The sequence below is a fragment of the Mesorhizobium sp. WSM4904 genome, assembly GCF_029674545.1.
In the GTDB taxonomy this organism is placed as follows: domain Bacteria; phylum Pseudomonadota; class Alphaproteobacteria; order Rhizobiales; family Rhizobiaceae; genus Mesorhizobium.
The window spans coordinates 5,654,858-5,679,323 of sequence record NZ_CP121354.1 but is presented as its reverse complement, the minus strand read 5'-3'; the positions used below and the strand labels follow the sequence as shown (position 1 = coordinate 5,679,323).

The window sequence follows — 24,466 nt, the reverse complement described above, 5'->3', positions numbered from 1 at the left end:
CGCTCGCCGCATAGCGCTTCCGTTTTCGTCGTCCGGATACGGTCGAGGCGGAACAAAACGCTTGATGCGGCAGTTCGGTCCGGCAAGCAAAGGCGGCACCCGCACGTTCAGCCGATCCTTTTCGATGGCGTCGAGCGCAGGTGATGACCGAGCAAGCCGATACAGAGGCAGACAGGCGGACGAGCAAAGGCATCGGAAGAACTGTTGGCCTGGCGCTGATCGCCGGTGCTGCTGACGACGACTGCTCGGCAATCGGAACCTATGCCAGCGCGGGAGCAAGGTTCGGGCCGGACCTGCTTTGGACCGCGCCCGTGACACTGCCGATGATGTACACGGTCGTGTACCTATCATCGAAGCTCGGCCAAGTATCAGGGCGGGGGTTGTTCCAGGTCATGGCGGACTTCTATCCGCGATGGCTGCTGTGGTCTGTTCTGATTGGTGTCCTGATCGGCAACACCATTGAAGCTGCGGCGGATCTCGGCGCCATGGCGGCGGCGATCAACCTGTTTGTGCCGGTACCGATCCCGATCGTTGTCGCTTTGATTGCGGCGTTCATGTTCGCTCTTCAGGTCTTCGGTTCTTACGATCTTCTCAGGAATCTATTCCGGGTGCTGGCATTGGCGCTGCTCGCTTATGTTGTCTCGGCTGTCCTCGCCCGGCCCGAACTGATGCAGGTGCTGAGTGGTACGTTCCTGCCAAAGCTACACTTCAGCCGCGAGTATTTGTCGATCCTCGTTGCGATCATAGGCACCACCCTTTCAGCCTACCTCTATACCTGGCAATCCAACCAGGAGGTGGAAGAGGAGAAAGCGCTGGGTAGAACCACGCTTGAGAAACGGAAAGGCGCGACAACGGAAGAATTGCGCCGATCGCGCCACGACATTCTGATCGGTATGACGTTTTCCAACCTGATCATGTATTTCATTATTCTTTCAACCGGATCGACGCTCCACAAGGCCGGGCAGACCCGGATTGAAACGGCGGCCCAGGCAGCTGAAGCACTCCGGCCGCTTGCCGGCGATGCGGCAGGCGTAATCTTCGCCGCCGGTTTGATCGGCGTTGGTTTTCTGGCCGTCCCCGTCATGACAACCGGTGCGGCCTTCGATCTCGCGCAAACAATGGGCTGGAAGCACGGCATGAACGCGAAGCCGCAGGATGCGGCGGGCTTCTATCTTGCAACCGGGGCATTCACGCTGATCGCGGTCGGCCTCAATTTCTTTGGGTTCAATCCGATGCAGGCGCTGATCTGGGCTGGCACCGTGCAAGGCTTTTCCACTCCTCAGCTCCTGCTGTTGATTCTTTTGATGACGAACAATCGCAGGATTATGGGCGACCAAGTCAACAGCCGGAGCACGAATATCTTGGGAGGCATCACGACGGTGGCAATCTTTGCGGCCTCGATTGGATTGGTGGCGAGTTGGTTCCTCTAGGCGCGCTGGCAAGGGCCTTCGGGCAAGTTCGTTTCCAACAGGAACGATCATCAATGTCACGCATTTTCCCTAATCAATGTTCCTCAACTCTATCTGCTGGGGTCGAACCGTGTTACCCAATGGTCATGCCGCGCCAGATTGTGCACCGGGTGAAATCTCCGTCGTTGACCTCATCCCTGCCTTGCGTGCCTTTGCTCGTACCTTTTGCCGTGTGCCCGACGATGCGGACGATCTGGTGCAGGAAACCTTGATTAAAGGGCTTGCCAATCTGGACAAGTTCGAGCCGGGAACGCGTTTGAAGTCCTGGCTTTTTACCATCATGCGCAACACCCACTACACGCGGGTCAGGGCTGCGGCGAGGGAAGCACCAGGGCTACTTGATTGTGCCTCCAGCCGGCCGATTTCGGAAGCCTCCCAGGACTGGTCCATTCGAAGCAAGGAAGTTTATCGAGCGATCCAGAAGCTTCCCGCACATCAGCGTGAGGTATTGATGCTGATCGGTGTGCTGGGCGTCAGCTATGAAGAAACGGCTGAGATATGCGATTGTGCGATCGGAACCGTGAAGAGCCGCCTCAACCGTGCACGTGCACGCGTTCTGGAACTTCTGCATGAAAGCTCATCGCAAGCGCTGGTCGAAAGGCATGACCATCTGTTGGAAGACCGGTGGGATCGAGGGGCCGACAAGCTTCGATAAGCGCAGTTGTCAGCTCTCTAGTTTGCAGCGGCGCTTCTGAATCAGCGCATTCTGCAACTCGATGGCGAGCTTGGTGAGGCGATCAGGAACTTTCTCCTGCTCGATGGCTTTCAGCAGCGACGCAATCTCTTGGTCCAGGTTTTCCTGGGGACCGAAATCGCGCTGGCTCGGACGAGACATGGCATTCTCTTAGCAAACAGGTATCCCTTAATTCACTTGAGACCATAGACGGCCGGAGTTTGCAAGGCGCTCCCAGCCGCCGGTCAGCTTCGGCTCCGCACAGGCTGTGGGCGAAGCGGAAACCTTTACCTGATCCCTTTGCGCGCCTGCCGGATCCTAAGAGATGAGAGCCACTGCGAGCTCAATCTTTTGGGAGCCGGTTCGCCGCGTTGTCCTGATATTGATCGGACTTGATGCGATTGCTGTCGAGGCCGCGCTCTTTCGTGTGTTGCTTCTTATCCCGGTTCGACAGCACGTCGTTTTCGCCAACCCTGTCTTTCGGAAGCTCGGTCTTTGCTCCCGTCCCGGAACCCTTGCCCTGACTGCCGCGACCAATATGTTTCTTGCCACCGGATGCCATCTTCTTCTCCTGGGCGTGTCAGCCTGTCGAGCGTTGTTTGGCATCCCAACTTCGGTATCCCGGTTATGTTCCGCCGGAACGGCGAACAAGAAACGCCGTGCCGTCCCAGCGACGGAAAGGCTTCTCGCCATCGACGATGACGTCCATGACGCATGTGTGGGCAAGACGCTGGATATCGGAAGAATCGAGGGCCGGTGACATCCGATACGAGTAGTTGAGAATTATTGCCATCCCTCCTGGCCGCAACACGCGTGCCATTTCGTTGAAGTGCCGCTCGGCGACACCGGCGAGCATCAGATAGGGGAAACTGTCTACCGCCAGCACACCATCAAAGCGGCCGGCGGCAAATTCGCCAAGGTCGAGGCCTGAGGTCCGGCGGAACTTCACGTTGACGAGGCCTGCGCACCGCCGGCGCGCAATCGCGAGCATCTTGGAGGAGACGTCGATGCCGACAATATGTTTTGCCCTCGCGTGGAGCGCGCATTCGAACCGGCCTATGCCACAACCGATGTCGAGTATCGCCTTGCCTGTGCCCAAAAAGCCTTGTTGCTCAAGCCAAGAGGCGATCTCGGCCGTCGCAGCTGAAAGCCTTTCCTCATCGCCGAGGGACGAGAGCTGGACGCTTGCAGCTGGCGAAATGACGGCCGCCTGATCAAAGCCACTGGCCAGCCGGCTGACAGTCATCTCACGCGTTTCGTCGTCACTGCGGTCATGACTCACGGAAGCTGCCGTTAATCGCAGACTGTCAAAGACATCTCCCTTGCGAGACAGAAGCACAGCTACCTCCTCGAGCCAGCCTCTCCGGCAGGGGGCCGATGAACGCATGTCCAGTGCGATATCGGCCAGCTCTGCCGCGTCGATACCCGTCCGTAGGTAGAGAGCTAATCTGGCAATTGCGACTTCGGCGGAGATGTCGCTCGCCATGCAATTCTCGAGAACGCGCCGCACGGTTCTCTCTTGTTCTGCGACTGTCATGGTGGCGCGCTCCGGCTCCAGACCCTTTGTGTCGTCCATTGGTCCACTGCTCCCCAGCCATATTTGTAGCTCTCCCGGCCGCGCAGAAAATCGAACTCCCGTGCCCCCTCTCGAACGGCTTCGGTAATGGCCGTGCCGATTAGGATCGCGCCAGGGCTCTCCGCGGCATAGGCAGGGTCGAAACCACCGAGATACGCATAGGCGCGACAGCGGTGATGGAACCCGTAGTACGCACCAACGACAGTGTCGCCGATCTCGATCAGCCAGCATCTCGCCATTCCATTCGCGGCGAGGCGAGGCAGTGCCATCCTATGGAAATCCTGTGCGATGTGCGTGAGTACACCTTGTCCGGCCCAACGGGCGTTGTGCAGCCGGGCCAACTGATCGATGAATGTCCGTGGATCGGCCTCGTATCGCTCAATGGCTACTCGTCCTCGCCGTTGCGCGGCTCTTTCGGCGCGGCGCAGTTGGCGCCGTCGCCGCGAAGGTATCGAGCGTGCAAGTGTCTCATCGCGGGCAAGCGAGAGCACCGGACAAGCGGCATGGTTCGGGAATCGGCTCTCAGCGACGTTCGGCAGATCAAAGCGGAGGGAAGCAGCCTCAGCCGGCAGGTCCGGAAGGACCCATTTCGACCATTCCAGCGAGAGTGCCGCCTCGGCGATAACATAGCTTACCTCCGCTTCTCGACCGGGCGCGCATAAAATATCGAGATAGTCACTCAGCGAGATTCCGACCGGCAGCAGCAGCCAGCCGGAGGCACGTGGTTCGCGATAGAGGGGCGCCAGACCGACGAGATCGTTTCTGCTCCAGACTGCGATCGCCGAGAGATCACCCGGCGAGAATGTCCGCCACCACGGCAATAGCCAAGCGGGTGACTGGAAAGGCGTCGCGGAGGTGCTTCGGGACCAAAGTGGCCACCAATGCGGCTCGAGATCATCGAACGCGGCTTGGTCTCGGATCACATCGGCGCGCAGGCCGCTCACTGGGCTGCCCTCAACCCGGCGCGGGAAGCGCCGAGCTTTGCCAGCGCCCGATAGGCATCCATATAGGCCGCAACCATGCTATCGAGCGTGAACCGGCGCTGCGCGTCCGCCCGACACCTCTCGTTGTCAAGGCCGGCCGAGTTGTTGATGGCTGCCGCCATCTCATCGATGTCGTTGACGAGAAATCCGGTCGTGCCGTGCTCGACGACATTGGGTAAAGCCCCGTTCGGAAAGGCGACGACTGGGGTGCCGCAGGCGAGCGCCTCCATGGCGACGAGCGAGCTCGTTTCCGCTGCAAGGCTCGGAATGAGCAGGCACCGGGCTGAATTGAGAAGCCGCCGCTTGGCAGAAAACCCGAGCGGTCCCAGGAAGCGCCGCCGCCTGTCGAGGCGCGGCCTCACTTCGTCGGTGAAATACTGGATATGCGTGGCGTAGGGATATATTTGGCCGCCGATGGCAAGCGGCGCTCTGGCGCGCTTGGCAGCTTCAATCGCCAGATGGATGCCCTTTTCCGGGCAAACTCGGCTCAGCACGAGCGCGAAATCGCGACGCAATCGCGGCTTGTACAGCGCATCAATGTCGACGCCATTTGGAATGGGAGCAATCAGCCTGGAACCAGCCGGCGCGGTTCTTTGCTGCGCGTCTGATACCGCATGCAGCCACAGGTCTTCACGGGTCGGCATCAGGACTTCTTGCCGGTACCAGGCGAGCGGCAGGTGTAGTGTCACGAGTGTCGGACCGTCGTCAGGCAGGTAGGCGTCGAAATCGATGCCGTGCAGGTGCACCACGTCAATCGGCCAGCGCGCCCGGGCGGCAGCGATAGCAGCGCGATGCGCGCGCTGGGCGCGGCCCTTCGCCGTCTCGTCGAGCGCACCTGTTTCGGCAGGCGTCTCCACTAGGGTGCCGGCTGCGCTGGAACCTGTGCAGGCGACGACGATGGAACGATGGCCTTGCTGCACCAGCGCGCGATCCAGACAAGACAGCACCTGCTCGGCGCCGCCGACCGCATCGAGGCCGACGGGCGCAAGCGGATAAGCGACATTGAGCACGGTGAGCGTCATGGCTGATCAAGCCGAAGCCCCTGATGCGCGGCGGCCGCTGCGCTCAGCCACGTTGCTGGGTCGAATCCCAACGGCAGCGATTGATAGTAGAGCCTCCCGTTATTAGGCAGCGCGCGGAAGTCGTAGGCGGGTGCCAGCCGAAAGCGCTCGGTCGAACTGAAGAATGGCGCCAGCGTCGACTGCTGCGTCTTGTGGCAGGCCAGCATGGCTTGCTTTTGCCGAAAGGCCGGTTCGGTCAGGCAAACCTCGAGGCCATCTGCCCCGATACTGGTGACGAAATTCTGGAAAATCGGGCCGTCTTCCCCAGCGGCATAGAACGCCATTTCAATGATGGCAGGCGCCGGGTACCGGTCGCGGCGCAGCAAGTGGCAGGCCGCGTGCACTGCAAAGGCCGTGGCGTCGTGATCGGGATGTCCTCCTTCGAAGGGGTGCGTGCAGACAAAGCTGATTTCGCCAGCGGCAAAGAGGCAGGCCAGCTCCTGTGCCAGGTGGGCGAGATGCATGGCCGCTTCGGTATCGGGATAGTCGAGGGAGACCAGGTTCGCTGACGACAAGCCCGCGATAGACAACGCGGCCTCCAATTCTGCGCGACGGGCATAAGCGTAGTCTTTCCGCGTCTCGAAGCCACAGGCTCTTGCGTCAACAAGATTGCGCGGCGCACCGTCCGTTACGTGCACGATCCGACATCCAGACAGCCTGGCAAGATGGCCGCCGATTCCGATTGCTTCGTCATCTGGATGCGCCACCACAATCATTATGCCGGAACCCGGAGCGATGTCCTTGCAGGTTAGCAAGGTAGCGAACTCGGCCAGCGCATTTAATGGGTAACCGGCGGACGGCATGATAATCTCACGCGGCCGAGGCCCGCCGCACCGGCATGGTGGCATCGCGCACGGCAGGCGCATAACGGCGGATCATCGTGGCACAGAACTCGGCGAATTCTTCGGGCATCTGTGGTGGGCTGGTGTGATGAGGTTGCAGCCCCCGATGTTCGGGCGTGAAGCAAAAGGTGACGGTGACGTCGAAGTCGGCGAGCGCTTCCATCTGGCGGTCGAACCAGTCGAGAGCATTCGGCCTGAAGCTGTCGGCCCAGGAAAGGCCGGTGCGCAGATTGGTGACGCCCAGGCGCTTCATCCAGGCGACCGCGTCGTCCAGCCGGTGGTCTTCGAAATGGAACCACTGGACCAACCCCATCTCTGGAGTGTGGCGCAGGAATTCATCGAGAGCCGGCTTGGGCGTGCCATCCTCGCGCAGCAGACCCATGTAGAAATGACGGTAGTAGGAGGAGCCTTCCACCTCACGATGCCGCGTCGTCGCTCCCCAAGCGTGAGGCAAGTCATAAAGGCTATACCATTGCACGCGGGGCGCGTTGCCGCGCAGCAACTCCGCCGTCCGGCGCAGACCCCAGACCTGAATCTCCTCGGCGCCGAAACTCGACACGCCGGCTTCGCTGATCCAGATCGGCAGATCGGTGACTTCGGCGATCTCGCCGAGCTTTTGCGGCCATTCATGCATCTGCCAAAGATTCCAGTCGAGCGGGAAGCCGTGCACGGCGACGGCGTCGACGTGATCGAGTACGCCGAACCCCTTCATCAACGACATGAAGCCGGCATCTATAGGCGAAATGCCGCCAAGGACTCGGGTGATTGCCGGGTTCTCGAGGCCGATCGCATCGGCTGCCTGGATCGCCATGCTGGCGAAGCGGCTCCAGTCCGGATCGAGCTCGGGATCCCAATGCGACTTGTTGTTGGGCTCGTTCCAGATCATGGCGGCTTCAATCATCGTTTCGTCCTTTCGCGGGATAGACTGCACCTCCGCCCGCCGGCTCGCCTGAGGCACGGCAAAAATAGACCTCGTCCTCCGGGTGAAGCAGGATCTCGAAGCCGGCGCTGCGCAGCATTGCCTCGATGCAGCCGCGGTTCGGGATCCACCAATTGGTCGGATCATCCGCATAGCGGTGCTCGACGAAGTGCAGCTTCGGGAATTCTGGCCGATCGAACAGCTCGTGCGTCCAGAAATGGTAGTTTTGTTCGAGCGCGGGGACCTCGCCGCTCCCGCGTTGCATCGATTGGAAAATCATCAGGTCCGGCGCGACGTGCTGGCGGATCAGGTCCAGCGCCAGCAACGGGTGGCGCAGGTGATAGAAGACGCCCATGAATAGTACGATATCGAAACTCTCGCCGAGAGCGGCGACATCGTAGACCGACAGCTCACGGAATTCGATGTCGCAATCCGCGATTTCGGCGGCGAAGCGCGCCTGCGTCAGATAAGCCGGGTCGAAATCGATCCCGAGCACGCGATCGGCGCCTCGTCTCTTCATTTCGATCGAATAGAAGCCGGCATTGCAGCCGATATCGAGCACGGACTTGCCCGAGAGATCCGCCGGGATCGCGTCCGCGAACTTCTGCCATTTGATCAACGGATAGTTGCCCAGGAAATGGTCGGGCGCTGTTTGCACGCCCGCCAGCTCCATGTTGTGGAACCAGGGGCCTAGCGCATCGATGCGACGACGTATCTCCGCGTCGGAATGCGGCATGATCAGCCTCCTTCGCCTGGCAAGGATGGTACTTGCGAGCGGCTCGACGGCATGAATATCGGCGCGCCTTCGTCCGAGGCGTCGTTATTTTCGAGCAGCCGGAGCGCCGTTCGGTAGCCATTGAATGTCCCGACATCGACGTAGGCCGACCCCGCCTTGGCGCCCCAGGCTTCACCTCCGGCGGCAAGATAGGCATTGACCAGTGTTCCAAAATATTCGTCACAGCCGTCCCGTTCGCGCCAGAGCGTGGCAAGCCGGTGAAAGATGCGAGCCGGCATCTTGAATGCTCCCCAGATCCAGTTCGTGGCTGCGTCCCGCTGTTTGACCTGGATCTGCTCGACACGGCCATGCTGATCGATGACCACGGCGTCGAAAAGCTGCGGCTGCTCTACAGGAAACAGGAGAAAGGACAGCTGGTTATCCGGAAGATGGCAGAAGCCGTCCTCGGGGAACCAGATCGTGTCTGGGAGACCGATCAGCACCGTCTCGTCCGGTGCGACGATCGGCGCTGCACGGAAGATCGCATCGCAAAGGCCGACCGGAGAAGGTTGCGCCACGAAGATGGCGGCGGCGCTGTCATAGCCGGCGGCATAATATTCGAGGATATCCGACTTTCCCGAGCCGATGATGAAACAGATCCTGTCGACGCCGTTGCGCACCATCCTGCGCACCAGATATTCGCTGACCGCGCAGGGACGTTCGGTTTGCCCGTCCATTCGGCTGCCCACCGGCAGCAGTTCCTTGGAAAAGCCAAGCGGCTGAATGCGGCTGCCCCGCCCGGCGGCAGGCACGATACCCAACATCAGACAGCTTCCTTCATAGATTCGCTCGCTTGCGCCCGAACGGCCTCGTTCAGGATCCGGTCTAGCTCCGCGGCGCGGCGCGTCGACGTGTGTTCATCAAGGACGCGCTCGCGGGCTTGGCGGCGCAGCGCCTCGAGCTCTCCGTCCGACAAACCGAGCGCCGCGACCACGTCGTCCGTAGAATGTGCAAGCACAATTTCGCTGCCGGGCTTGAAGAAGCTGTCGATGCCCGGCCAATCATCGGAAACGATCGCTGCGCCGCAGGCTGCCGCTTCGAACAGTCGGCCCGAGGGACACCAGCCTTTGCGCGCCATCGCTTCGCGGGTGACGTTCAGGGTCAGCCGTGACGAGCAGAAGAAGGCCGGATGGTCGGCAGGCGGCAGATGCCTGACAAAGAAGATGTTATCGCTCCACGGGAAATCCTGCGGGTATTGCGCGCCGCCGATTACGAAGCGGCAACCCGGCATCCGCGCAGCTGGCGCGACCAGCAATGTCTCGACGCCCGCCTGACGATCTTCGGCATAGGTTCCGAGATAGGACAGATCGCCGGCGAACTCGGGCTTGGGCCGTGCCGGCCGGTGGTGGTCGGGGTCGACATGGCCGTAGAGCGGCACGACGAGACGCGCGCCCAGCATGATCTTAAGCGCATCGAGCGCCGGGCCACCGGTGTAGCTCAGTACCAGGTCGAAACCGCGAAGGCCCTCGGAGCCGAAATAGGATGGCTGGTCGCCTTGTTCGATGCGTGCCAGCGTCACAGCGGTGTCGAGATCGTAGAACACTTTCAGCCCGCGGCAGCCCTCTTGCGCAAGGCGTGAGGCTTCAACGGCATCCGGGCAGTAGGAGGTAACGATCACAACGTCAGCTTCGCGGACTGCGATGGCCGCGGTCTGCGCAATGTCACTCCAGCACGGATAGAGCAGGACGTCACCGCCATCGAGTTGATGGAGATCCCTTGCCCCGGCGTAGTAGGGCGTGTCGTGTTCGAAGAAGCCGATGCTCCAGCCGAGTGGCGCCAATGCGCGTATCAGCCCGCGCCAGAGCGTGGCATGCCCGTTTCCCCAGGAGGAGGTGACAGTGAGGCCGAAGATCACCATCCGCACCGGACAGCTCCCCGTCACGCGATTTCGTTCAGGCGAATGAGCTTTGAACCCCAGTCGCCATGGACAATGGTGGTGATCGAGGCAGGCTCAATGTCGAAACGGAAACAGTCGCCGAGCTGAAGACCAAGGACTTTGCACACCGCGGCCTTGATGACGTCCGCATGGCTGATCAGTGCAACGCATCGGTTTGGGTTTCGTTGGCGAAGCGCATCCATCAGCCCGATGACCCGCTGCTGCGTATCCTGCATGGTCTCGCCGTTCGGTGTGCGCGCATTTTGCCGTTGGTCGTTCCACATTCGCCAGGCGGCATCGCCATTCAATTCTTCGAACGTTTTGCCGGACCACGCCCCGTAGTCGATCTCATCCAATTCCTGACGGATCGAGATCTGCTCGATGCTACACGCGACCGCGATAGGTTTCGCGGTTTCCAAGGTGCGCTTGCGTGGGCTGCTCAAGATCCCGGCGAGCGGCTCTTTCGCCATGCGGCCCGCGAGTTGCAGCGCCTGTGATTCACCGGCGCGGCCGAGATTGACATCGAGCAGGCGGCCGGGCAGGGAGCGGCCGACATCATCGTGCTCGGCATGCCGGATAAGAAAGAAGATCGTGGTCATTCGGCGGCATCGAGCATCGGCTCGTCCCTGCCGGCGATGAAGGCGAGCGTGCGCAGGCGGGCCTCGGCGTCGGTGAACTGCTCCGGCGGCGACTTCATGAAATAACTGCAAGGCCCCGTGAGCGCCCCCGCAATGCCGCGATCGAGGGCAAGTTTGGCGCAGCGCACGGCATCGATCACCACGCCTGCTGAGTTAGGCGAGTCCCACACTTCCAGCTTGAGCTCGGCATTCAGTGGCACACCGCCAAAAGTCGTACCTTCGACGCGAATGTAGGCCCATTTGCGATCGGTGAGCCAAGGTACATGGTCGCTAGGCCCGACATGGATGTTGTCCGGTTCGAGCGGAACATCGATCTGGCTGGTGACCGATTGCGTCTTGGAAATCTTCTTGGATTCCAGCCGCTCCCGCTCCAGCATATTGAGGAAATCTGTGTTGCCGCCGAAATTGAGCTGATAGGTGCGGTCGATACGCACCCCGCGCTCCCGGAACAGATTGGCGAGCAGCCGGTGAATAATGGTGGCGCCTACCTGGCTCTTGATGTCGTCGCCGACGAGGGGGAGCCCACGCTCCTCGAAACGCCGCCGCCATTCGGGCCGCGAGGCGATGAAGACCGGTATACAGTTGATGAAAGCGCAACCGGCTGCCAGCGCGCATTCGGCATAGAAACAGGTCGCCGCCTCAGAGCCGACCGGCAGGTACGAAACCAGTACCTCGGTTCCGCTTTCTCGGAGGCTCGCGGTCACATCGGCGACGGGTTCATCAGCTTCCTCGATTTCATCGCGCAGATATTTGCCGATGCCGTCGAGCGTCGGGCCTCGTTCCACACGTACGCCAATCGGAGCCACATCGGCAAACCGGAAGGTGTTGTTCGGGGCGCTATAGATCGCTTCGGATACATCGCGCCCTACCTTGCTCTTTGCGATGTCAAAGGCGCAGACGACCTCGATGTCCTCGACATGATAGCCGCCGAGATCGGCATGCATCAGCCCGGGTATCGGCTCGTTGCTTTTTGCCTGGCGATAGTAGGTGAGGCCTTGCACAAGGGAGGATGCGCAATTGCCAACGCCGACGATGCCGATGCGAACTTTTTTGGATGTCACGAAACCGCCGCCTCTGCTGTTGGAGGTAAGTTCCTCGCCGCCGAACTAGGATCGGCCAGGAATGTTCCTTGCCGTCTGAAAAATTGTGCTGGTCGCCGGTCAACACTTCCGATGGCGCGCTAATGTCGAACCTGAGAAGGGGAGCGGCATCTGGAATGCCGGAATGGAACCTCGCCCATCCTGCGAAGTTAAAGCGCGAGGGCGATTGTCATGTCCGCAAATATCGGCCTTCTGGCCGGTTGCGCGTTTTGGCTTCTTGCCAAGGGCGGCAGCTGGGTCGCAGCCGAGGAACTCGGCCATCAACGGGCGCAGATCGTCACGCCTCCGATCGCGCCGATAGCTCTGACTGCCCCCCAGCTTCAGGGTCCCACTGCATCTCAAGACTCGCCCGCCGGTGGGTTATTTCTGTTCCTGCGCAACGGTTGCGGCGCATGCCACACCATAAGAGGCACCGAGGCTGACGGGACGATTGGCCCGGACCTGTCCCACCTCGGATCGCGAAGGGCGATCGGTGCCGGCGTTCTGCCCAATACCGATGAAGCCATCGCGAGATTCATCGCTCGACCCGATCTGTTGAAGCCAGGCGTGAAAATGCCGGCATTCGATATGCTACCGCAAACCGAAATCCAGACGATCGCGCGATATCTGAAGGCCTTGCAGTGATGTCCGGGTCTCGACCCCGTTCCTGGTCCAAGCCGTCCAATGCTGCCTCCGGTCAAGATGCCGTTAACCGGGTGAAGGATCAGCCGACAATGATCCGCCTGAAGCATGTCGTGTTCGGCGCCATCGGTCTGCCTGTCGTCATATTGCTTGGAGCGTGGATCGGCTTTTTCAACGTCGGTGCCAGCAGCGGCCATTGGAAAGTGACAGCCTGGTTCCTTCAACTCGCCATGCGCTCGGCCGTGCGCACCTATGCATTGGCGGTGGATGCCCCGAAGACTCTCGACCGGCGGGGGCTCCCGGCGGCAGCTGGGCATTTTGCGCGAGCCTGCGCGATCTGCCACGGCGCACCTGGCGAGCTCCGCTCGCCGGCGGTGCTGCGGATGCTTCCGCAACCGCCGGACCTTGCGCTGACAGTCGGCGACTGGACCGACGCTCAGCTGTTTCGGATCGTCAAGCATGGAATACGTTTCACCGGCATGCCCGCCTGGCCGGCCCGCGACCGGGACGATGAGGTTTGGGCGATGGTTGCCTTCCTACGGGAACTTCCGAAGCTTGATGCGAATGAATTTCGAGCGCTTGCCTTTGATGCTGGAGACGCAATCGGCGAGGATCGGCCGCTTGCCACTCCAGATGCCCTCGCCGACTGCACGCGTTGCCACGGAAACGACGCCGGGGGCAGGGGCGATCTCGTGCCCGCGCTGGCCGGGCAGAAAGAAGCTTACCTGCTCGGCAGCCTAGAGGCCTTTGCCAGAGGCGATCGCGCGAGTGGCTTCATGGCTTTGCCGGTGACGGGCGTCGCTTCTGCCGAGATGGCTGCGCTTGCCCGGCATTTTGCGGCGCAGCCACCGATCTCAGGGGACCGCGATCAGACGCCGGCGGAACTAATCGACAAGGGGAGGCAAATCGCGAAAGCCGGAATTCCGGAGCGGAACGTACCTGCCTGTTCCGGCTGTCACATCGGCTCTGACAAAAATCCGGTCTATCCGCGCCTTGATGGTCAGCATGCCCCATATCTCGAACGGCAACTGAAGCTGTTCCGGTCCGAGAGCCGAGGCGGCACGCCATTCTGGCGTATAATGGCGACCGCGGCCCAACGGCTCACGGACGACGATATACGCGCGGTAACGGCCTATTTCTCCAATCGATCTCGGGGTCTTCAATGACCACACCGGGACCCTTGCTAAGCCATGGAAGGACGATCTTCGCAGGCAGGTAGAGGTCAGCTCAAGGAACTTTATTATCTTCTGCCAGTTCAAACAGCGCCCAGCCGGCTCATTCGGATTGATAGCCGACTGATGCATCTTCTCCGGGTGAACCACGCTGAATGGATTTCTGGCACGCTCATGAGACGCGGAATTCCGGGGTGGGCGATGGCCCCCGGCATCTGCTGAACTTATGGCGCGTAGATGCCGCAAAACAGAAGAACGCCACCGACAAGGCAGAATGCGAGGAACGTCGCAACGTAAAACCCGGGTTCGCGGAAAATCCTGGTATCGCGTTTCAGACTCACCGCTCGGCTTCCTCGGCACTCTATGAAGCCAAAAACACGGAAGGGCATCGCAGAGTTCCGGGCCGCTTTTTTCATTTGTGTCCGAAAGCACCCAAAGGCGATGCGATGCCGCTGGGCAGCCTGGGTGCCATTTGCAGCTTCGCTCTCGCCTCGGGCTGTACCGGCGTGCAGTCGGCCCTCGATCCCCACGGCGAGCAGGCCGACGATCTGGCCGCTCTGTTCTGGACGTTCACGGCAGTACTCGGTGCTGTCTGGCTCTTCACCATGGCGGGGCTGCTCCTCGCGCTGGTACACAGGCGCGGCGGTCGCGGCGGGCCCGCTGAGACCCGTCCAGCAGTAAAACCACAAATGCAGGTCGCCTTCGCTGCGATGCTGGCGTTGAGCACCATCATTCTCGCAGGGCTGACCGTGCTCAGTTTCGGCGGACAAAAGGCGGTTTTCAGGAGCGGGGCAGGGGCGGCGCTGACAATCTCCGTCATAGGGCATCAATGGTGGTGGCAGGTCCGCTACGAAGGAAAGGATGGCTTCGAGACGGCAAACGAGATTCGTATTCCGGTTGGCGCCCCCGTCGACATCAAACTCGCCACCGCGGATGTCATCCACTCTTTCTGGATACCAAGCCTCGCCGGCAAGCTCGATCTCATTCCTGGCAAAAGCAACGAACTCAGGATCGAAGCGGATAAGCCAGGCATATATCGCGGCCAATGTGCCGAATTCTGCGGTCAGCAGCATGCGCATATGGCGATCTTCATGGTGGCAATGGAGCCGCACGAGTTCGAACGCTGGCGCACTGGTCAAGCGGCGCCAGCCAAGTCGATCGCTCATCTTGCGAAGCAACGCGCCGTTGCCTCGGCCGGGTCGGCTCGATCCGCGACCGCGTCGGAGAATTCGCAATGAGTCCGGCGGTCGAAGAACGTCACGAAGTCCATGATATCGATCTGGGCGACGAGGAACTGCGCGCAAGATTGAACAAGACCTGGGGCACGCCGCGTGGTCTGGTTGGCATTCTCTCGACGGTTGATCATAAGACTATCGGCATCCGCTATGCCGTGACGGCCTTCGCCTTCCTGTTGGCCGGCGGCATCCTGGCGATCGTTATGCGGCTGCAGCTTGCGCGGCCAGACAGTCATCTCGTCGGCGCCGAGCTCTACAACCAGCTTTTCACCATGCACGGCACAACGATGATGTTTCTGTTCGGGGTGCCGGTCGGCGAGGCGTTTGCCGTCTATCTGGTGCCGCTCATGGTCGGCACCCGCAACATCGCCTTTCCCCGTCTCAACGCTTTCTCCTACTATGTCTACCTGTTTGGCGGGCTGATGTTATGGGGCGGTTTCGCGTTGAGCATCCGCCCGGACGTCGGCTGGTTTTCTTATGTGCCCCTCGCAAACCTGGATTTCACTCCAGGCAAGGGGCCAGACTACTGGGCGCAGATGATCACCTTTACCGAAGTCGCCGCGCTTGCGGTGTCGGTGGAGATCGTCGTCACTGTGCTGAAGCAGCGTGCGCCGGGCATGACACTCGACCGCATTCCGCTCTTCGTGTGGACCATGCTTGTCCATTCCTTCATCATCATTTTCGCCATGCCGGCGGTCATGCTCGCTTCATCGATGCTGATTATGGACCGGCTGGTCAGCACGCAGTTTTTCAATGCCGATACAGGCGGCGATCCGCTGCTTTGGCAGCATCTTTTCTGGTTCTTCGGCCACCCCGAAGTCTACATCATCTTCCTGCCTGGAACCGCCTTCGTTTCCGCGATCGTCGCAACATTCTCTCGGCGGCCGGTCTTCGGTTATCTGCCGATGGTGCTGTCGCTGATTGCAATCGGCTTTCTGTCGTTTGGCTTGTGGGTCCACCACATGTTCGTGACGGGCCTGCCCGAGGTAGGCGCCGCATTCTTCACCGCCTCCAGCATGGCGATCGCCATTCCGAACGGCGTCCAGATATTCTGCTGGATCGCGACGCTGTGGGACGGCAAGCCGGTGCTCAAGACGCCGCTGATCTTCGTGCTCGGTTTCTTCTTCATCTTTGTCGCCGGCGGGCTCTCGGGTGTGATGCTGGCCTCGGTGCCAATCGATACCCAGGTGCACGACACCTACTTCGTCGTCGCCCATTTCCACTATGTGCTGATTGGCGGCACTGTCTTTCCGCTTGTCGCGGCCGTCTATTATTGGTTCCCGAAGGTGATAGGCCGGCTGATGGACGAGCGACTCGGCAAATGGCAGTTCGCCCTTGCCTTCATCGGCTTCAACGTCGCCTTCTTCCCGATGCATCTGCTCGGCCTGCGCGGCATGCCACGCAGGGTCTATACCTATCCGGCGGAGTTGGGTTGGGGCGGGCTCAACCTTCTCGCCAGCGCCGGTGCACTGCTGTTCTTCGCAAGCTTCCTGCTGATGCTCTGGAACATGGTCGTCAGCGCCCGCTCGGGTGCCCTTGCCGGCGACAATCCCTGGGGCGCCGACACACTGGAATGGGCGACCACCTCGCCGCCCCAGCCGCAAAATTTCGACCGCATCCCCGCTGTCGCAAGCGGCTGTCCGCTATGGGACCGGGACAGTGACACGTCGGTGGTCAGCGGCCTCAAGGTCGATGAGCGCGAGCTGGTCGTGACTAGCGTCACCGAAGCCAATCCCGACATTCGCGAGGAATCGCCGGCGCCATCGATCTGGCCTTTTCTGGCGGCGTTCGCCACCGCCGTCGCCTTTATCGGTTCGATCTACACACCGTGGGCGATTACCTGGGGGTCGCCCGTCGTCGCCCTCGTGCTGGTCGCCTGGTTCTGGCCGAAAACCACCGAGGAGAACGTCTAGATGGCCCGCAGCGTCATCGATGTCTCCGGTTTACCGACCTATGCCTTCGGGTCGCGTGTCACGCCCTGGTGGGGAACCTTCTCGTTCTGTCTGCTGGAGGGAACCGGCTTCGCCCTCGGCATCGGCGGCTATCTTTACCTGGCCGTCACCAACACGCATTGGGCGAAGGATGCGGTTCCTTTGAACCTGTTCTGGTCCGGGCTCTTCACGCTCGTCCTTGTTCTCAGCGCACTGCCGAATTTCCTGATCAAGCGAGCAGCGATGCAGGAGAGCTTGCGCTCGGTGCGGTTGTTTTTGCTGGTCATGAGCGCGGTCGGTCTGGCGCTTGTCTGGCTGCGAATCATGGAATTTTCGGTCTTGCCGGTACGCTGGAGCGACAACGCGTACGGTTCGTTTGTCTGGCTTCTGCTCGGTCTGCACGGCGTGCACGTGCTGACGGACGTCGCCGACACGCTCGTGCTGACCGTGCTTATGTTCACGCGACACGGAACGGGCAAACGCTTCAGCGATGCCGAAGACAATGCTTTCTACTGGTATTTTGTCGTCCTGTCGTGGCTGCCGCTCTACGCGGTGCTCTATTGGCTGCCGAGGCTCTGATGCGGGTCGTCCTCCGCGTTAGAAGAGCACAGTTGCTCAGAGCGCTTGCTTCGGCAGCATGCATGCCGCTGGCGCCAGCCGTAGCGCTCGCACATGGCGCGGATCAAGTACCTGGCGGTTGGTCCCTCTCCGGCATCACCGCCATCCCGCTTGGCCTAGCGTTGCTACTCTACCTCGGTGGCATGGCGCGGCTTTGGCAGCGGGCGGGAGTGGGGCGCGGAGTCGCATGGTGGCAACTGGCCTGCTTCGCGACGGGTTGGGCAGCGCTTGCCGCGGCCCTCGTGTCGCCGCTGCACGAATTGGGCGAGCGGCTCTTTACGGCACACATGATCGAGCACGAGGTCCTGATGGTCGCCGCGGCTCCTCCGCTTGTGTTGTCGCGACCACTCGGCGCCATGTTGTGGGCCTTCCCGCACGCCATGCGGCGGCGCCTTGCGCGCGGGGCGCGATGGCCGGTTGTGCGAATGGCGTGGCGAGGTCTGACCGAGCCAGCGTCCGCGACGATCCTGCACGGCCTCGCGATCTGGTCATGGCACATACCGGTTCTCTTCGATGCCGCAATTGCGAGCGAGCCGGTGCACTGGCTGCAGCATTTCAGCTTCCTGGCAAGCGCGCTGCTCTTCTGGTGGGCCTTGCTCAATGGCCGAGCGCGCCGGAGAGGCTACGGTGCATCGGTGTTTTATCTGTTCTTCACCTCCACGCATTCCGGGCTGCTCGGCGCGATCCTGGCTCTTTCAAAAAATGAAATGTTCGTTCCAAGGCACTCGGCAGCCGCGCAATGGAGTCTGACGGCGCTGGAAGACCAGCAGCTTGGGGGCCTGATCATGTGGGTGGGTGCCGCCGCGTTCTATTTGGCTGCTGCGCTGATTCTGGCGGCGTTTTGGATCGAAACCGGTCCGTATACTGAGAAGAAGGCCGCCGGCACTCCGAGTTCTGTTCAAAATTAATGCAACGGCAATCTTCTGGAAGTGGCGAAGAGAGGACGGCACTTCGTTTTCGTCAGGATTCCGACCGGGCGTGCCCCGGGGCTACGGCCTCAAATCCGGCCCATGAGGGCCAGGACTACCAGGACGATAAGTATGACGCCGACGAGGCCTGAAGGCCCGTAGCCCCAACCTGACGAATACGGCCAAGCCGGGATCGCGCCGATCAGCACCAAGATAAGAATAATGAAGAGGATTGTACTGAGACCCATATCGGTTCTCCTTTCTTGGTTTGCGCAACGCCGGGCCGTAGTCGCGAAAATGGAACGGTGGCTAGGGCCTCACGGCTTCAGTCCAGACTGCGCAGCATGTCAGCCTCCTGTTCGAGGATGCTGGCTACTTCTTCGCGTTGGAGATGCGTCATCATCAGGCTGACGCAGCATTCGAGATACGTGATGGAGGCTCGTCGCAGGAAGGCGGCGGTTTCCGCGTCCGCCATCTGCTCGATGTCCTTGGCTGGTCGCTTCGACTGCACGGCTATGTTCTCCTAACTGGTTGTCAGGTCCAACCAGAACCTTGGTCGGATGTTCCGTCCGGGCGAAAAGAACGCTCGCCGGATCAGCGTCCTTGGAGCTGAAAGATCCCGATCCGCCCGCGTCCGGCGTGGCGTTCGATGCGAGCGGCGGCACCGTCGCCGTGTCGTCGAGATCGGCAAAGTAAACGACTGTCCGCAGCAGGCCCTGCCTGAGCGGCACCTTGGGCGACCACCCGAGAAGCGCCTTCGCACGGTCTATGTCTGGCCGCCGCCGGCGAGGATCGTCTTCCGGTAAAGGTAGGAATTTCATAGGCGATTGGGTGCCGGTCAATTCCCTGACCACACCGGCCAATTCCAGGACGGTAAATTCCCCCGGGTTTCCGAGATTGAGCGGTTGGCGCGGATTAGGCTCAATGGCCATGAGCCGCAGCAGCCCTTCGACAAGGTCGGTGACGTAACAGAAAGATCGCGTCTGTCGGCCATCGCCAAATATGGTCAGCGGCCGCCTTTGCAGTGCCTGCATGACTAGGTTCGAGACGATGCGGCCGTCGGCAGGGTCCATTCTCGGGCCGTATGTGTTGAAGATGCGAGCGACACGGACGTCGGCCATCTCGGCCCGCAAATAGTCGAAGCAAAGCGTCTCCGCGGTGCGCTTGCCTTCGTCATAACAGGCGCGCGGACCGATGCAGTTCACGTGGCCGAGATAATCCTCACGCTGCGGATGCCGTTCGGGATCGCCGTAGATTTCGCTCGTCGAGGCCTGCAGGAACCTTGCGCCGTCGCGCACGGCAAGCTCGAGCAGGTTGAGCGTACCGATCACGCAGGTGCGCGTGGTGTGAACCGGATCGGCTTGGTAGCGGGGCGGCGACGCGGCGCATGCCAGGTTGAAAATATGGTCGACCGGCTCACCGAGCTGGAGTGGAGTGCAGATATCCTGCTCGATCAGCCGGAACCGCGATTGGCCGATAAGGGTTGTGATGTTTTTCATACGCCCGGTGAGGAAGTTGTCGACACAGATCACGCGATGGCCGTCGCCAAACAGGGCCTCGCATAGGTGCGAACCGAGGAAACCGGCACCGCCGGCGACGAGCACCGTCCGTGTCTGTTGAGCCTTTCTTGAGCGCCGCATCGCTATGTTCTCCTGTATGCCTGTCATGCTGCACTTTCGACGTCCAGATCGAGCACCGGACGTGTCTGTCTTGGCTCCACGAGCACGGACGTGAACTCGCGTGCCCGAGCATCTCCGGTGTGTCCGGCCAGGACCAGCGAACAAGCCTGCCTGGCCATGTTGAGCCTGGCGCGCTCCGACTGTCCCAGAAGGATTTCCTTCACATCGTCCGCACTCGCAGCCGTCTGGATCGCTGAGGGTGGAAAGAAGCGCTCAAGGCCGGGCCAGCGGTCGCTTATGATCGGCGTCCTGCACGCCGCGGCTTCGAAAAGCCGCACGCTGGGCGACCACCCTGCTGCGATCATTGAAGTGCGTGTCAAGTTCAGCGTGTAACGCTGCCTGCTATAGAAGGCTGCGTGGTCGGTAGGCGGCAGGTGCTCAATCCGCTCGACATTGGAAGGCCAAGCGATCTCGGGCGGGTATTGCGAACCGGCGACCACGAACCGTCGCTCCGGCAGCCTTCGCGCCGGCTCGAACAGCAGCGTTTCCAACATCGGCTGCCGGTCCGCACTGTAAGTGCCGAGATAGCCCAGATCCCATACGATCTTGCTTACGGTCCGATGATGCCGCTCGGGGTCGACCGAGCAGTAGAGCGGCTCCGCCCGGCGCGCACCGAATTCGAGCCTCAGGCGATCGAGCGTCGGTCCCCCCGTGAACGAGAAATAGACGTCGAAATAGGGGATCTGCCGTCGCGCGAGATAGTCGCAGTTGTCTTCGGCGACTTTTGCCAGCGTCACCGGCGTGTCGATGTCGTAGAAGCATAATTGCCCGGTGCACAACGACGCCAGATCGTCGATGATCGCCCTGCCTTCGGGTACGAACGAGCCAATGGCCACAACATCGGCAAGTTGAAGCTCTCGCTGATGGTTGCGCCGGAGCTCATCGACCGTGTCGTAATAGCGCAAGTCACAGAAATCGGGGTCGCGCAGATCGCGATGATGCGCATACCAGGGTACATCGCGTTCGAGGAATATGATGCGATGGCCGAGCTTGTTGAGCGCGCGCAGCAGTCCCCGAAACGTTGTTGCATGACCGTTGCCCCAGGAGGAGGATAGCGAAAGGCCTAGGAAAACGATGTCGAGCGGGTTCGTCATTCCGCAGCCTCCACGGCTCGACGCTCGAAATGCGCCCTGAAGATGGCGTCAACCAGCTCAGCTCTCAACGTGTAGGTGTGTTCTGCGAGAACCCGAGCGAGTGCCGCCGCGCCAATCGCCTTCGCTTGCTGTGGTGTCAGGGTGCGCATGATCGCGGCGACATCGGCGCCGTCCCGCGCGACCAGGATTTCCTCGCCAGGGGTCAGGAACATCTCTATGCCGGCCCAGGCGTCGGTGATGAGGCACGCGCCCGCGCCGGCCGCCTCGAAGACCCGCGTTGCCGGCGAAAAGCCGTTGCTGGCCATGCTGTCGCGGCTGATGTTCAGCACTGCCTTTGGCGTGACGTTGAACGCGTTGTGATCTCGCGTGCCGACATGGCCGAGCCAGGAAACGTTCGCAGGCAGCGGCTTGTCATCCCAACCCGACCCGCCGAGCAGGAAACGGTGATCGGCCAAGGCGCAAGCGGGTTCGAGAAAGAAGGACCCGACCCGCGCCTCGCGGTCCGGCAGGCGATTGCCGAGAAAGGCGAGATCGCAGGCAAAACGCGGATTCCCGGCGACAGGGTGATGTGTTTCGGGATCAAGCGCGTTGTAGATCGGCACGCATGCTGCCGCGCCAAGCGCACGATAATCGCGCACTACGGGATCGCCGCCACCATAGGTCAGCACGAGGCCAATTCTTTTCATCGCCTCGTGGAGAGAGTGATCGGGATCGTTCCGAAGTTCGCCAAGAGTTGCAGGGGCGTCGACGTCCCAGAACACCGTCAGTGCGTCTCTGCGGGAGTGGTCTAGCACGGCGCGCAACAGGGCCTCGTCTTCGAAGCCGACGCCGCTCGCCTTGACGACGATATCGGCCTGCGCGGCGCGGGAGGCAACCTGCATCAGCGCATGCGGAGTGGCTTCGTAGACAACGACGTCGCACCAGTCGGGGATCTCGATATCGCGGTGCTTCTGACGGTCGAAGGCATCCGGCTCATAAAAGACGATGTCGTAGCCGTGCCGGGAAAGCGCCTTCAGCAGGCCCCGATAATAGGTGGCGGCGCCGTTCCAGTAGGATGATAACAGGCTGGATCCGTAAAAGGCGATTTTCATGCGGCAGCCTCCTTTGCTGTCGTGCTGTCGATCGCGGAGCGATTGCCGCACGCGGCGAGTATGTCGAACAGTTCGTTGACGCGGTGCCGGCACGTGTGCCGCACGAAAATGGTTTCCAGCCCGGCGGCCGCCAATGCCTTCGCCAGTCCGGCATCATTCAGCACTTCGCGCAGGCGTTGCCGCATCTCGGCGCCGTCGCGGGCACAGAGGAAATCCTGGCCTGGACGGAACAGCCCTTCGACGTCCGGCCAGGGCGCCGAGATCAAAGGAATGCCGCAAGCCAGCGCCTCGAACATGCGGATCGTCGGAATTCCGGCCAGTTGTTCCCGATAGGGGCGGCGCGGAATGTGCACCGTGACACGATGCTGCGCGAATACCTTCGGGACGTCGGCATTGGCGAGCCAACCCTGGAAGTTGAGACCAGCGTCGGCCAGTGCTGCCCGTGCTTGGGCAGGGTATCGCACGCCGTGAACTGTTCCCGACAGGCTAAGCGCACGCGCCGGCTCGACAAGGAACTCCTGGATTTCCGCGCTGCGTTCGTCATCGCCCCAGTTGCCGACCCAGACTAGATCCGACTCGCGATCGACATCGGGAGAAGGTTTGAACAACCGTTCGTCGGCTGCTTCGTGCCAGGTGAAAACCCGTCCGCCCCAGCCGGCGCGAAGATAGCTCTCCCGCAATGCCTCGCCGAACACCAAGACGCCGTCATAGTATTCAAGACTGAGTGCCGAGATCCACTGCGCGGCCGATACGGCGCGGTGATGCGTGTCGTGGAACAGCAGTGTGAAGTTGCCACCGTTGAGCTTGGCTCGCCCGATACGGGCGACGATGTCTGCATCTGTCCACTCGTGAACGATCACCACATCCGCGTCGGCAAGCCATGCCTCGTGATTGAAAGAGGCATCGTAGGTTACGGGGACGAGCTCGGGGAAATCCTTTCGGAAACGTTCGATGGCGAAGGAGCCTTGTTCGGTCATCAGGTTCGAACGGCTCCACCCGTCCGCCGGCTCGAGCGCGAATGCGTGATGCCCGCGTGCGATGAGCTCGCGCATGATGCCGCGCTGGAAATGCGCATTGCCATGGTTCCAGTCGGAAACGACGGAATGGGTGTAGAATACGAACCGCATGGTCAGTGTCCCGCGACGGCCATCGCCGCCTGATCGTAGATTTCGCGCATCGCCGCTGCCTGAGCCGGCAGCGAAAATTGGCGCGCGCGCCGAGTGGCACGCCGGCCGAATTGGCGTCGCAGGTCCGCGTCGCGGGCCAGGCGGGAGATACATTGGGCAAGTGCGTAGGGATCGCGCTTGTCGAAGAACATGGCCGCGCCTTCCCAGATCTCGCGGTAGGTCGCAATGTCGGCGAGCACCAATGGCGTGCCCGACAACGCGGCCTCCAAGGCGGCAAGCCCAAAAGGCTCGTAGATGGATGGCGAAACGAAAATGCCTGCTCGAGCCATCAGCCGACGCGCCTCGGCATGGCCGAGCGGGCCAAGCGAGACGCAATGATCGAGGCAAGCCCGCTGTCCATTCGTTCCCATGAGAGGGCCGGCCGTATAGACCGGCCATTCGGTGATTGCTGCGGCGGCATCGAGCACCTTTGCGTTCTTGCCCTCGTCCCACCAGCGAGCGGCAGCGAGGACGAACGATTCGCGGTTCGATCCCACTGGGCCCGGCAGGGCGCCGTTGTGGACAACGCTCAGGCGAGCGATTGGTCCATAGCAGGCCTCAAGCATGGCGGCATGGCTTTGGCTTGGTGCGACAACCGCCCGGGCACCGTCGAATCCGGCTCTGTTGCGATCCTTCTGCCAGGCCCAATCGGCGCCCACGACTTGGCTGCGCACCGCGTGCAGCCACGTCACGACACAGGAATGGGAGACCACCACGAAAGGGCAGGGCAGATGGATTCTGGCCGCCTGCGCCGGTGCGTTGAAATGAACGAGGTCGGGGGCAAAGGCTGTTGCAAGAGCTTGGAGTTCGTCGGGAAAACGGTCGAGAGCGCTCTCGACGCGCGTCATCCAGTCCGGCGGGGTTTCAAGCCACGCGAGCGTGGCGAAGGATTGTGCTTCCCGAACCTGCTCCGCGGAAGGCCGAGGCCCCAGGCCGGCCAGCATGATGCTGTCGCCACCTGCAGCCAATTCGCGCGCCAGATCGAGCGAATAGCACCAGACCCCACCGATCGCGTCGGTGGTCATCAGGATACGCCTTG

At 61.4% G+C, this 24,466-nt stretch carries 25 protein-coding genes and 1 pseudogene; 8 read left to right on the top strand and 18 right to left on the bottom strand.

Annotation, left to right across the window (positions count from 1 at the left end; all coding sequences use genetic code 11):
- Positions 1 to 143 precede the first annotated feature (143 nt).
- The gene (locus QAZ47_RS27625; protein WP_278231471.1) at positions 144 to 1,430 is read left to right on the top strand and encodes an Nramp family divalent metal transporter; all 1,287 of its coding nucleotides are present in this window, start codon (positions 144 to 146) and stop codon (positions 1,428 to 1,430) included.
- 109 nt (positions 1,431 to 1,539) lie between these two features.
- The gene (locus QAZ47_RS27620; protein ID WP_278231470.1) at positions 1,540 to 2,124 is read left to right on the top strand and encodes a sigma-70 family RNA polymerase sigma factor; all 585 of its coding nucleotides are present in this window, start codon (positions 1,540 to 1,542) and stop codon (positions 2,122 to 2,124) included.
- Between the two features lie 9 nt (positions 2,125 to 2,133).
- Here QAZ47_RS27620 and QAZ47_RS27615 read toward each other — a convergent pair whose 3' ends face one another.
- The 12 genes from QAZ47_RS27615 to QAZ47_RS27560 all read right to left on the bottom strand — a co-directional run bounded on the left by QAZ47_RS27615 (position 2,134) and on the right by QAZ47_RS27560 (position 11,873).
- Positions 2,134 to 2,304 carry a hypothetical protein gene (locus QAZ47_RS27615; protein WP_278204001.1) on the bottom strand — a complete coding sequence of 57 codons (171 nt, stop codon included), beginning with the start codon at positions 2,302 to 2,304 and terminating at the stop codon, positions 2,134 to 2,136.
- Positions 2,305 to 2,485: 181 nt separating this feature from the next.
- Positions 2,486 to 2,704 carry a hypothetical protein gene (locus QAZ47_RS27610; protein ID WP_278203999.1) on the bottom strand — a complete coding sequence of 73 codons (219 nt, stop codon included), beginning with the start codon at positions 2,702 to 2,704 and terminating at the stop codon, positions 2,486 to 2,488.
- Positions 2,705 to 2,767: 63 nt separating this feature from the next.
- A complete protein-coding gene (locus QAZ47_RS27605; protein WP_278231469.1) occupies positions 2,768 to 3,718 on the bottom strand; it encodes a class I SAM-dependent methyltransferase in 951 nt (316 codons plus the stop codon).
- Positions 3,676 to 4,662 (bottom strand): GNAT family N-acetyltransferase, encoded by a 987-nt coding sequence (locus QAZ47_RS27600; protein ID WP_278231468.1) that lies wholly within the window; start codon positions 4,660 to 4,662, stop codon positions 3,676 to 3,678. The genes QAZ47_RS27605 and QAZ47_RS27600 overlap by 43 nt, the downstream gene beginning before the upstream one ends.
- A complete protein-coding gene (locus QAZ47_RS27595; protein ID WP_278231467.1) occupies positions 4,659 to 5,723 on the bottom strand; it encodes a glycosyltransferase in 1,065 nt (354 codons plus the stop codon). Before QAZ47_RS27595 ends, QAZ47_RS27600 begins: the two co-directional genes overlap by 4 nt.
- Complete coding sequence (locus tag QAZ47_RS27590) at positions 5,720 to 6,565, bottom strand: PIG-L deacetylase family protein (RefSeq protein WP_278203991.1); 846 nt, start codon at positions 6,563 to 6,565, stop codon at positions 5,720 to 5,722. Before QAZ47_RS27590 ends, QAZ47_RS27595 begins: the two co-directional genes overlap by 4 nt.
- 7 nt (positions 6,566 to 6,572) lie before the next feature.
- Positions 6,573 to 7,505, bottom strand: a complete 933-nt coding sequence (locus tag QAZ47_RS27585) for a beta-xylosidase (protein WP_278203990.1) — start codon at positions 7,503 to 7,505, stop codon at positions 6,573 to 6,575.
- Positions 7,498 to 8,259, bottom strand: coding sequence for a TIGR04290 family methyltransferase (locus tag QAZ47_RS27580; protein WP_278203988.1), 762 nt, complete (start codon positions 8,257 to 8,259; stop codon positions 7,498 to 7,500). The genes QAZ47_RS27585 and QAZ47_RS27580 overlap by 8 nt, the downstream gene beginning before the upstream one ends.
- Before the next feature lie 2 nt (positions 8,260 to 8,261).
- Positions 8,262 to 9,062 (bottom strand): nucleotidyltransferase family protein, encoded by an 801-nt coding sequence (locus tag QAZ47_RS27575; protein WP_278203986.1) that lies wholly within the window; start codon positions 9,060 to 9,062, stop codon positions 8,262 to 8,264.
- Positions 9,062 to 10,162, bottom strand: a complete 1,101-nt coding sequence (locus QAZ47_RS27570) for a glycosyltransferase (RefSeq protein WP_278231466.1) — start codon at positions 10,160 to 10,162, stop codon at positions 9,062 to 9,064. Before QAZ47_RS27570 ends, QAZ47_RS27575 begins: the two co-directional genes overlap by 1 nt.
- Before the next feature lie 14 nt (positions 10,163 to 10,176).
- Entirely contained in the window at positions 10,177 to 10,773 is a 597-nt protein-coding gene (locus QAZ47_RS27565; RefSeq protein ID WP_278203982.1) for a histidine phosphatase family protein, read from the bottom strand.
- Positions 10,770 to 11,873: an inositol-3-phosphate synthase gene (locus QAZ47_RS27560; RefSeq protein ID WP_278231465.1), complete on the bottom strand. Its 1,104-nt coding sequence runs from the start codon at positions 11,871 to 11,873 to the stop codon at positions 10,770 to 10,772. The genes QAZ47_RS27565 and QAZ47_RS27560 overlap by 4 nt, the downstream gene beginning before the upstream one ends.
- Before the next feature lie 210 nt (positions 11,874 to 12,083).
- Here QAZ47_RS27560 and QAZ47_RS27555 point away from each other — a divergent pair, with 210 nt between their 5' ends.
- The 6 genes from QAZ47_RS27555 to QAZ47_RS27530 all read left to right on the top strand — a co-directional run bounded on the left by QAZ47_RS27555 (position 12,084) and on the right by QAZ47_RS27530 (position 18,397).
- Positions 12,084 to 12,536, top strand: a complete 453-nt coding sequence (locus tag QAZ47_RS27555; RefSeq protein ID WP_278203978.1) for a c-type cytochrome — start codon at positions 12,084 to 12,086, stop codon at positions 12,534 to 12,536.
- 89 nt (positions 12,537 to 12,625) lie between these two features.
- Positions 12,626 to 13,699 carry a c-type cytochrome gene (locus tag QAZ47_RS27550; protein WP_278231464.1) on the top strand — a complete coding sequence of 358 codons (1,074 nt, stop codon included), beginning with the start codon at positions 12,626 to 12,628 and terminating at the stop codon, positions 13,697 to 13,699.
- 161 nt (positions 13,700 to 13,860) lie between these two features.
- Positions 13,861 to 14,943 carry a cytochrome c oxidase subunit II gene (gene coxB, locus QAZ47_RS27545; protein ID WP_278231463.1) on the top strand — a complete coding sequence of 361 codons (1,083 nt, stop codon included), beginning with the start codon at positions 13,861 to 13,863 and terminating at the stop codon, positions 14,941 to 14,943.
- A complete protein-coding gene (gene ctaD, locus QAZ47_RS27540) occupies positions 14,940 to 16,853 on the top strand; it encodes a cytochrome c oxidase subunit I (RefSeq protein WP_278231462.1) in 1,914 nt (637 codons plus the stop codon). Before coxB ends, ctaD begins: the two co-directional genes overlap by 4 nt.
- Positions 16,854 to 17,450, top strand: a complete 597-nt coding sequence (locus QAZ47_RS27535) for a cytochrome c oxidase subunit 3 (protein ID WP_278203972.1) — start codon at positions 16,854 to 16,856, stop codon at positions 17,448 to 17,450.
- A 62-nt stretch (positions 17,451 to 17,512) separates the two neighbouring features.
- Positions 17,513 to 18,397: a cytochrome c oxidase assembly protein gene (locus QAZ47_RS27530; protein WP_278231461.1), complete on the top strand. Its 885-nt coding sequence runs from the start codon at positions 17,513 to 17,515 to the stop codon at positions 18,395 to 18,397.
- Between the two features lie 89 nt (positions 18,398 to 18,486).
- Here the strand turns inward: QAZ47_RS27530 and QAZ47_RS27525 are convergent, their stop codons facing one another.
- From QAZ47_RS27525 to QAZ47_RS27500, 6 genes and pseudogenes are all read right to left on the bottom strand, one after another.
- On the bottom strand, positions 18,487 to 18,645 hold the full coding sequence (locus QAZ47_RS27525) for a DUF3309 family protein (RefSeq protein WP_278203968.1): 159 nt from the start codon (positions 18,643 to 18,645) through the stop codon (positions 18,487 to 18,489).
- Between the two features lie 438 nt (positions 18,646 to 19,083).
- A pseudogene (locus tag QAZ47_RS27520) lies at positions 19,084 to 20,037 on the bottom strand (UDP-glucuronic acid decarboxylase family protein); the annotation flags it as partial.
- 23 nt (positions 20,038 to 20,060) lie between these two features.
- Complete coding sequence (locus tag QAZ47_RS27515; protein ID WP_278231460.1) at positions 20,061 to 21,170, bottom strand: glycosyltransferase; 1,110 nt, start codon at positions 21,168 to 21,170, stop codon at positions 20,061 to 20,063.
- A complete protein-coding gene (locus QAZ47_RS27510) occupies positions 21,167 to 22,261 on the bottom strand; it encodes a glycosyltransferase (RefSeq protein ID WP_278233889.1) in 1,095 nt (364 codons plus the stop codon). The genes QAZ47_RS27515 and QAZ47_RS27510 overlap by 4 nt, the downstream gene beginning before the upstream one ends.
- Complete coding sequence (locus tag QAZ47_RS27505; RefSeq protein WP_278231459.1) at positions 22,258 to 23,388, bottom strand: glycosyltransferase; 1,131 nt, start codon at positions 23,386 to 23,388, stop codon at positions 22,258 to 22,260. The genes QAZ47_RS27510 and QAZ47_RS27505 overlap by 4 nt, the downstream gene beginning before the upstream one ends.
- Positions 23,389 to 23,390: 2 nt before the next feature.
- The gene (locus QAZ47_RS27500) at positions 23,391 to 24,452 is read right to left on the bottom strand and encodes a glycosyltransferase family 4 protein (RefSeq protein ID WP_347567167.1); all 1,062 of its coding nucleotides are present in this window, start codon (positions 24,450 to 24,452) and stop codon (positions 23,391 to 23,393) included.
- Positions 24,453 to 24,466: the final 14 nt, after the last annotated feature.

Coding starts and splice junctions, on each gene's coding strand:
- QAZ47_RS27625 (WP_278231471.1), top strand. CDS start 144: ATGACCGAGCAAGCCGATACAGAGGCAGACAGGCGGACGAGCAAAGGC.
- QAZ47_RS27615 (WP_278204001.1), bottom strand. CDS start 2,304: ATGTCTCGTCCGAGCCAGCGCGATTTCGGTCCCCAGGAAAACCTGGAC.
- QAZ47_RS27610 (WP_278203999.1), bottom strand. CDS start 2,704: ATGGCATCCGGTGGCAAGAAACATATTGGTCGCGGCAGTCAGGGCAAG.
- QAZ47_RS27605 (WP_278231469.1), bottom strand. CDS start 3,718: ATGGACGACACAAAGGGTCTGGAGCCGGAGCGCGCCACCATGACAGTC.
- QAZ47_RS27595 (WP_278231467.1), bottom strand. CDS start 5,723: ATGACGCTCACCGTGCTCAATGTCGCTTATCCGCTTGCGCCCGTCGGC.
- QAZ47_RS27590 (WP_278203991.1), bottom strand. CDS start 6,565: ATGCCGTCCGCCGGTTACCCATTAAATGCGCTGGCCGAGTTCGCTACC.
- QAZ47_RS27585 (WP_278203990.1), bottom strand. CDS start 7,505: ATGATTGAAGCCGCCATGATCTGGAACGAGCCCAACAACAAGTCGCAT.
- QAZ47_RS27580 (WP_278203988.1), bottom strand. CDS start 8,259: ATGCCGCATTCCGACGCGGAGATACGTCGTCGCATCGATGCGCTAGGC.
- QAZ47_RS27575 (WP_278203986.1), bottom strand. CDS start 9,062: ATGTTGGGTATCGTGCCTGCCGCCGGGCGGGGCAGCCGCATTCAGCCG.
- QAZ47_RS27565 (WP_278203982.1), bottom strand. CDS start 10,773: ATGACCACGATCTTCTTTCTTATCCGGCATGCCGAGCACGATGATGTC.
- QAZ47_RS27555 (WP_278203978.1), top strand. CDS start 12,084: ATGTCCGCAAATATCGGCCTTCTGGCCGGTTGCGCGTTTTGGCTTCTT.
- QAZ47_RS27550 (WP_278231464.1), top strand. CDS start 12,626: ATGATCCGCCTGAAGCATGTCGTGTTCGGCGCCATCGGTCTGCCTGTC.
- coxB (WP_278231463.1), top strand. CDS start 13,861: ATGGATTTCTGGCACGCTCATGAGACGCGGAATTCCGGGGTGGGCGAT.
- ctaD (WP_278231462.1), top strand. CDS start 14,940: ATGAGTCCGGCGGTCGAAGAACGTCACGAAGTCCATGATATCGATCTG.
- QAZ47_RS27535 (WP_278203972.1), top strand. CDS start 16,854: ATGGCCCGCAGCGTCATCGATGTCTCCGGTTTACCGACCTATGCCTTC.
- QAZ47_RS27530 (WP_278231461.1), top strand. CDS start 17,513: ATGCCGCTGGCGCCAGCCGTAGCGCTCGCACATGGCGCGGATCAAGTA.
- QAZ47_RS27525 (WP_278203968.1), bottom strand. CDS start 18,645: ATGGGTCTCAGTACAATCCTCTTCATTATTCTTATCTTGGTGCTGATC.
- QAZ47_RS27515 (WP_278231460.1), bottom strand. CDS start 21,170: ATGACGAACCCGCTCGACATCGTTTTCCTAGGCCTTTCGCTATCCTCC.
- QAZ47_RS27510 (WP_278233889.1), bottom strand. CDS start 22,261: ATGAAAATCGCCTTTTACGGATCCAGCCTGTTATCATCCTACTGGAAC.
- QAZ47_RS27505 (WP_278231459.1), bottom strand. CDS start 23,388: ATGCGGTTCGTATTCTACACCCATTCCGTCGTTTCCGACTGGAACCAT.
- QAZ47_RS27500 (WP_347567167.1), bottom strand. CDS start 24,452: ATGACCACCGACGCGATCGGTGGGGTCTGGTGCTATTCGCTCGATCTG.